Origin of the sequence: Paractinoplanes ferrugineus (assembly GCF_016862195.1) — a bacterium.
Lineage (GTDB): Bacteria > Actinomycetota > Actinomycetes > Mycobacteriales > Micromonosporaceae > Actinoplanes > Actinoplanes ferrugineus.
This window is the reverse complement of the sequence record NZ_BOMM01000072.1, coordinates 1-6,272: the sequence shown is the minus strand read 5'-3', so window position 1 is coordinate 6,272 and position 6,272 is coordinate 1. Positions and strand designations below refer to the sequence as shown.

Below are 6,272 nucleotides of genomic sequence, written 5' to 3'. Positions count from 1 at the left end.
AAGACCACGGGCAAGGTCGAACGGTTCCACCACACGTTGCGTCGGGAGCTGCTCGACGACCACCCGCCGTTCGCTTCGGTCGCCGACGCCCAGGCCGCCGTCGACAAGTTCCGGCATGAATACAACACCGACCGGCCCCACCAGTCCCTGGACATGGACTTCCCCGCGGACCGGTTCGTCACCCGCGTCGACGACGACATCCCGCTGCGGTTGCCGTCCTCGCTGACATCTGCCAACGAACCGGCCATCGCCGCGACTGCGGCGACGGTGACGCCCACGGACGAGCCGCCGCTGGCAGTCGCAGGACCGACCCCTGGCCGTCGAGGTGAGCCGGACCGTTCCTGCGTCGGGCAACCTCGCCGTCCGCGGACAACAGTTCTGGCTCGGCGTCACTCATGCCGGACGCGAGATCACGCTCTGGGCCGACACCACCGTCATCCACCTGCTTCTCAACGGGTCACGCCTGAAAACCGTTCCGTCCAGGCTCACCCTCAACCATCTGCGGCAGTTGCTGGCCGACGGCGGCCGCCCAGCCGGACCGCCACCCATCAGCACCGGCCCGGCCAAGGCGGGTGGACCAATCGAGGTCGACAGGCTCGTCAACGCCACCGGCCTCATCGCCCTCGCCGGACGCCAGCACCCCGTGGGCTACCACCTCGCCGGACAACGGGTCACCGCCCGTCTCGACCACGGAGTTCTGCACCTGCTCGACGCGAACCGCAGAGTCCTGCGCAGCCTGTCGAATCCGCTCACGCCGACCGACCTGGCCCGCCCGCGCGACGCCCGACCGGGCGGACCACCACCCGCCGCGACGACCGAGGCGCTGCGGGTCGACCGGCGCGTGAGTAGCCTCGGCAGCATCGCCATTGCGGGCCAGAAGATCCAGGTCGGGATCGGTCACGCCGGCCACACCGTCACCGTCGAGGAAGCCGACACAAGCTTCCGCGTCCTGGACGGCGACCAGGTCCTGATTCAAGTCCCCCGCACCACCACCAAGACCATCGCCCGGTTCAAAGCCCGAAAGCCCGAACCTGCGGGCCGCCACCTCGGTCAACCACGTCGAACACCGACCGAGCAGTCAGCAGACGGCACCCCTGCTCAACCGCAACGCACGGTGCCGCAATGGCTGTGACCTGCGAGTGTCGTCCTTCACCACGCAGACAGCGTTGCGCACCCCGGCCAACGGATAGCCGTCTTCCAGCCACCCCAACGCGAGACCGGGCCAATACTCAGTCGGCCAACCAAGTGCGAACACCAGCAACTCGTCCCAGGGCGGCACCAACAGCACCTCCGCCGCTACTGCCGCTGACAACCGTCGGTGCGGCTGCTCAAGTAACGGCAACAACATCATCAAGTTCGCGCCGAGGGCGACACCCCGAACCTGCTCACCGTCGACCACCACCCACGACGCGTCAGCATCCAGACCAAGCACCAAGCCGTGATTGCCGATCGCCACTACCGGTCGCCACTGCTGCCCCGTCATGACCACATCATCCGACACGGGCCGATAAACTCAGCGACCAGATCAGCGAAGCAACCCCAGATCATCTAGCCGGATGTGTCACCCACGTCCCGAGATCGATCTGTCACGGACGTCATGAGACTCGACACGGCACAAGGGCAGTTGTGCACGAGGGGCAAGACCGTCGCGATCGAGGTCACCGGTACCGACCTGACTATTCACACCGACACCGGTCCACAGATCATTCGACGCACCAACCAGCAGCCCGTCCGCAGCATCGAAGGCCACCGACCCCGCAAGACGAAACCGAGCTAGCCATGACCAGTGCTTCAATCAGGTGCATGAGTGATCATCGGACTTGGCTTCAGGCGCTCTCGGTCGAGGACCGTCAGCGGTTGGACTGGATCGTGACCGCATTGCACGAGCTGGGATGCGACGATCCCCAAGGATGGGGTAAGTCCGAGATCAGCGAGAACATCCCGCAGCTGGCTCGATATCGGTTCCTGCAAAACATATGGCCCGAGACGATCAACGGCTGGCGTGATGGCATCAGCAACCTTCCCGCAGCACAACGCGCCATCAACTCCGGCGCCAGCGCGCACGACGTGGCCCAGTTGGCCCGTGCGGTCGCCTACGAGACGGCCTTCGCCATGCTCGCCCAACTCACAGTCGACAACCCAGGCGAAGGTCTGCCAGGGTGGGCACTGGCAGGACCGGCCCTACTGGACAGCCCACCGGGCGCTACCTAAACGCGCTGCATGAAGACTTGCTCACGCTGGACCCATCCGGCCGTGAAGGCCATGGCCTCTGGACCTGATACTTCTCGACCCCGCAAAGTCACCGAAACCTAGACCAATCGTCAAGCAACACCTGGGATGGGAACATCAAGCATCAGGTGGGACTAGCAAGCATCAGGTGGGACTAGACAGTGCGCGAGGGCATGTCCGCGAGGGACAGCCCTGAGGATCACCCGACAAATTTCGTACGTCTTCAAGGCGGCCCCAAGCGGTCCGCTCACGCCGCCGACAGGGCGCGTGTCGGGCCGCCGTTGACGCTTGGCCGAGGGCACGCAAGCAGCCCGTCGGCTGGTGTGGAACCGCGGAGTCGAGCCGCGTAGACGATAAGTTGGAGTGGGGTTGTCAAGGTGTCGATTAGGCTGGCGGCGACCGGCACGGCCTAGGCGAAGCGGACCGGCTGATCGCTGTGGCGACTCACGGCCGACGAACTCCGGGTGCGGCGGCGCATATGTTGTCCGGGCCGCCGCTCCACCGTCAAGGGCGCTTCACGTCGCAAGCAAAGGCCACAAACTGGCCACCCTGGATAGCGGAGCCTCTGCGACCCTGGCGGTCAAGGGGTCGACGGCAGGCCAGTGGCCTGCCTGCGCGTAGGCGCGCGGGGCCGTCACCGACTCACCTTAATACCCGTGAGCATGAAGAACCTCAACGTGCTCGAGGTCGCGTTCACGGCCCATCATCAACTTTGTTTCTAGGACAACATTCAGTGCCATGAAGCGAATTCCGTCGATGATATCTGCGGTATTAATTAGCTCGTCAACCGGCCAGATCTCAGGGAACCATCCGTCGAGTACTTCTAAGTTTCCGTCGAAAAGCTGGACATGTTGTGTTGTCGAATAGGGTGCCTTTTGAACGGCGCCTAGGGCTTTTGACATTTGCCACGCCGAACCGCGTGCGACTATATCTAGGTCATGGGGGTCTGAGATCCAGCCGCGAACGAACAAAGGTCCGCTGCCGGCAATCACAAAATCCTTGACCGGAAGCTGCAACGATATCAGCTCCTTGAAAAGGATGCTTTCAAAAGGATTATGCATTTCACCAGGCCTGCCTAGAGAGGGGAAATTCCCAGGGCAAGGCGGCCCGCAACGGCCAGAAGAGTCGCCGCAAGTGAGCTCGCCAGCGTACCTACGATAACATACTCACCAAAGATTTCTTGGTCCCTTTGGACTTCTGGGAGACGAACCAAAGACTTTGCAGCGATTGTGAGTGCGGCGGCGTCGGCTTGACTCGATGCGACGAAGGCAAAAACCAAGGCTCTCTCTATCCAACCGAGATAGATTCCCGAAGGAGCCAAGGCGCTAACCTTGTCGTCACTAGCATCGAGGACTCGCACATAAGGTCGGACGATCGTTAAAACGATATCGTTGGTCGAAAATATCGCCAGTAGCGCCGTGATTACCACAACGGCAATCCGATTATCGACCAACACTCTTTCTGTCTCGGAGAAGACTCGTGAGCCTCGCAGGAAGAAACTCGCCGTCGCCATCAAGGCAATAATTCCAAGAGCGCCGAATGGAGGCCTCGGCGCTCGTCTCAGTATGAGCCCAAGCTCCCACGAGGGAGAAGGCTTCCATGTTTTACCGTGCGCCCGAGTAACGATTGCGAAGCTTAGAACGGTTGCGGCGATACAAAGAAAAAGTGATTTGGTAAAATCGAGTACGGCGAAGGCGGAGTAGGCGGCCAGGATGAATGTAGTAAAGGAGGCCCAGCCTCGTCGAATACTAAGAAAGGGAATGTTGACTGGTGCCGTCACTGCAAGGAGCATCCCTAAGCAGAGTCGAGCCAGCTCCATTATCATTCAACCTCGCACGTCGGTGGCGCGTCCACAGTGGGCGCAACGTAAGCATGCCAGATCGAGGACGCGGGTTGGTCCCGTCGAGCTCACGAGAGTGACTAACTGAGTGACAACTGCAAAGATCGTGGCTGGTCGAGACGGACAGCCGTGGACTGTATGTGCAGCTCACAGGCCTTTTCTGCCGAAGCCATAGCCTCGTAATCGGTCCTTGACACGGAGAGGTCACTGGTTCGACCCCAATGTCGCCCGCGAGCGCCTAGGCACCGTCTGTCCGCATAAAGCGCGGGCCGGTGGCGCTCGTTATTTCTGCCTAAGGGGCCGAGCCCCCTGAAACTCCGCGCTGGGTGGTTGCGCTAGTTCGCGCCGAGCGACGGCCTGTGAAGGGTTGACGCCTGGGTGCGAGTCCGCCGGCTAGAGGAGCACGTTTACGGGCGCTGTCGTCTGCACCGCTGGGCTGCTCCGCCTCGCCGAGCGCGCTGGTGCGCCGAGTCGAGCCAATCAAGCAAACATGATCGACCAGGCCTCGGCGATCGACGGGCACCACTCGGCCAATGCGCTGGGTGCCTTCGACGACATCGGCACCGACGGGATGACCCGGAATGCTCGGCACGTTCCCGGCTGGATCGAGCGGACCGGCTGCACCGCCTTCACCAGGCGGCCGGTGTTCCGCGCTCCGAGACGTCTGCCGCGGGTGCCTTCTAGGGTCCGCTGTCCGTTCTCGAAACTCGCAGATATCTGCGAGGGGCTTGAACCGCCGGCTTGGTCGCATACAAATGGCCGGCCGCCGTCCCTGAGCTACTTCCTGTATCCCAGGGCATCGGCCCGCTGCATCCGTACACCCGGTTACCGGCATCAGCAGGACGTCGGTACCGCCCTGCTGGCGCCCCGCAACACGGCGACGAATCGTGGAATTGAACCATATCGCTCGTTGGGGCCTGTCGTAATGAAACGCAAGAATTGCTGTCCAAGCCGCACCGAGTCTTCTGGCAAAGATCCGTGAAATTCTTCGCCAAGCCCTGCGGGAAGTTCATCATAGCTGCACTCAGGAAGCGCTTTGAAATTCGTCTCGCGAGAAACTGTAATCCATTGCGGGTGCGCGGTCCTTGGGTGGTTCAATTTATTTAGATATAAATCTGAGCAAGGATAGGAGGGATATTTCCGTGTGCGCTCTCGAGATCCGTATGTCACCAGCCGCCCGGCAAGCGCGTTGGATCGGGACCGCCCTGTCAGACGGATGCCTTTCAGGCCGACGGAACTCGGCTTCCGTAGGCTGCTCAATAGCGAACTGCGGCCCGGCCAGCATGGAACATGTCGACTGTGTGGGCTGGGACGATGTTAGGGATCAGCTCCGGAAACGCGCCAGGGATGCAGGACCGGGTGGCTTCGCCGTCCGGGATCGACGTCGTTGTGAATCCACGCTCGGTAAGCATGCGCGTCACCAGTTCGGCACCGTTATTGCAGGAGGACAGTTCATGGGTCTCGCTAGCGATCACCAAAGCCCTATGCCCACCGTCGGCTTCACCTCCACCCAATAGCCCGTTCCGCCGCGCAAGCTTGATGACCTTCCGGAGCATAGCGGATCAACGGCCCACCCACCCTCAGCCGACCATCCGATTCACCCTGCACGCGGAGACGGTGCCTCACAGTGGACGAGCCGCTATGTTCTGAATATTCCTAAACCGGCCGGGAAAATGTCACCGACAGGAGTCACCTGTGGACTTTCGCACCGTGACCGTCATGACGGTCGATCTCGTCGATTCCACCACCGCGATCAGCGCGTCGCCGGGTACGCGGATGATGGAGATGATGCGGGATTCCGCCGCCCCGATCAGACCGTTGACAGAGCGTCTTGGCGGGACGGTCATCAAGTTCACCGGGGACGGGTATCTGGTTACCTTTCCGAGCGCCACTAGCGCGCTGCATGCCGCCACAGAGATCATTCAGTTGTTCGACTCTCGGGGAAATGGACCCGCCGGCGACCTCAAAGAATGCCGGATTGCGCTGAACACCTGCGATGTTATCTCCTATGAGACGGACGTGCTGGGCGAAGGAGTGGTTGTCGCAGCCCGCATGGAGAAGTATGTGCCGGTCAACTCGGTATACGTGACCGCCGCAGTCCGGAACGTAGCCAAATCGAGCGAGTTCGACTTCATCCGAGTCGACGACCTGGTACTCAAAGGGTTGCCGGAACCCGTCGCCGTCTACCGGCTCATCACAGAGT

At 61.7% G+C, this 6,272-nt stretch carries 7 protein-coding genes and 1 pseudogene; 5 read left to right on the top strand and 3 right to left on the bottom strand.

The window, feature by feature from the left end:
• Positions 1–36: 36 nt before the first annotated feature.
• Positions 37–96 (top strand): annotated as a pseudogene (locus Afe05nite_RS45165) (hypothetical protein); the annotation flags it as partial.
• A 229-nt stretch (positions 97–325) separates the two neighbouring features.
• Positions 326–1,132 carry a hypothetical protein gene (locus tag Afe05nite_RS44280; protein WP_239118504.1) on the top strand — a complete coding sequence of 269 codons (807 nt, stop codon included), beginning with the start codon at positions 326–328 and terminating at the stop codon, positions 1,130–1,132.
• Here Afe05nite_RS44280 and Afe05nite_RS37880 read toward each other — a convergent pair.
• Positions 1,079–1,483, bottom strand: coding sequence for a hypothetical protein (locus Afe05nite_RS37880; RefSeq protein ID WP_203822147.1), 405 nt, complete (start codon positions 1,481–1,483; stop codon positions 1,079–1,081). The genes Afe05nite_RS44280 and Afe05nite_RS37880 overlap by 54 nt on opposite strands.
• Before the next feature lie 374 nt (positions 1,484–1,857).
• Here Afe05nite_RS37880 and Afe05nite_RS37875 point away from each other — a divergent pair, with 374 nt between their 5' ends.
• Positions 1,858–2,211 carry a hypothetical protein gene (locus Afe05nite_RS37875; RefSeq protein WP_203822146.1) on the top strand — a complete coding sequence of 118 codons (354 nt, stop codon included), beginning with the start codon at positions 1,858–1,860 and terminating at the stop codon, positions 2,209–2,211.
• Between the two features lie 665 nt (positions 2,212–2,876).
• Here the strand turns inward: Afe05nite_RS37875 and Afe05nite_RS37870 are convergent.
• A complete protein-coding gene (locus Afe05nite_RS37870) occupies positions 2,877–3,245 on the bottom strand; it encodes a hypothetical protein (protein WP_203822145.1) in 369 nt (122 codons plus the stop codon).
• Between the two features lie 59 nt (positions 3,246–3,304).
• Positions 3,305–4,048 carry a hypothetical protein gene (locus tag Afe05nite_RS37865; protein WP_203822144.1) on the bottom strand — a complete coding sequence of 248 codons (744 nt, stop codon included), beginning with the start codon at positions 4,046–4,048 and terminating at the stop codon, positions 3,305–3,307.
• Positions 4,049–4,559: 511 nt separating this feature from the next.
• On the opposite strand from Afe05nite_RS37865, the gene Afe05nite_RS37860 reads away from it, so the two are divergent.
• Positions 4,560–5,051, top strand: a complete 492-nt coding sequence (locus Afe05nite_RS37860) for a hypothetical protein (RefSeq protein WP_203822143.1) — start codon at positions 4,560–4,562, stop codon at positions 5,049–5,051.
• A gap of 737 nt (positions 5,052–5,788) precedes the next feature.
• A partial coding sequence (locus tag Afe05nite_RS37855; RefSeq protein WP_203822142.1) for an adenylate/guanylate cyclase domain-containing protein occupies positions 5,789–6,272 on the top strand: 484 nt, incomplete at its 3' end.

Excerpts from the sequence above, each read along its gene's own strand:
- Afe05nite_RS37880 (WP_203822147.1), bottom strand. The coding sequence starts at position 1,483 with ATGACGGGGCAGCAGTGGCGACCGGTAGTGGCGATCGGCAATCACGGC.
- Afe05nite_RS37865 (WP_203822144.1), bottom strand. The coding sequence starts at position 4,048 with ATGGAGCTGGCTCGACTCTGCTTAGGGATGCTCCTTGCAGTGACGGCA.
- Afe05nite_RS37860 (WP_203822143.1), top strand. The coding sequence starts at position 4,560 with ATGATCGACCAGGCCTCGGCGATCGACGGGCACCACTCGGCCAATGCG.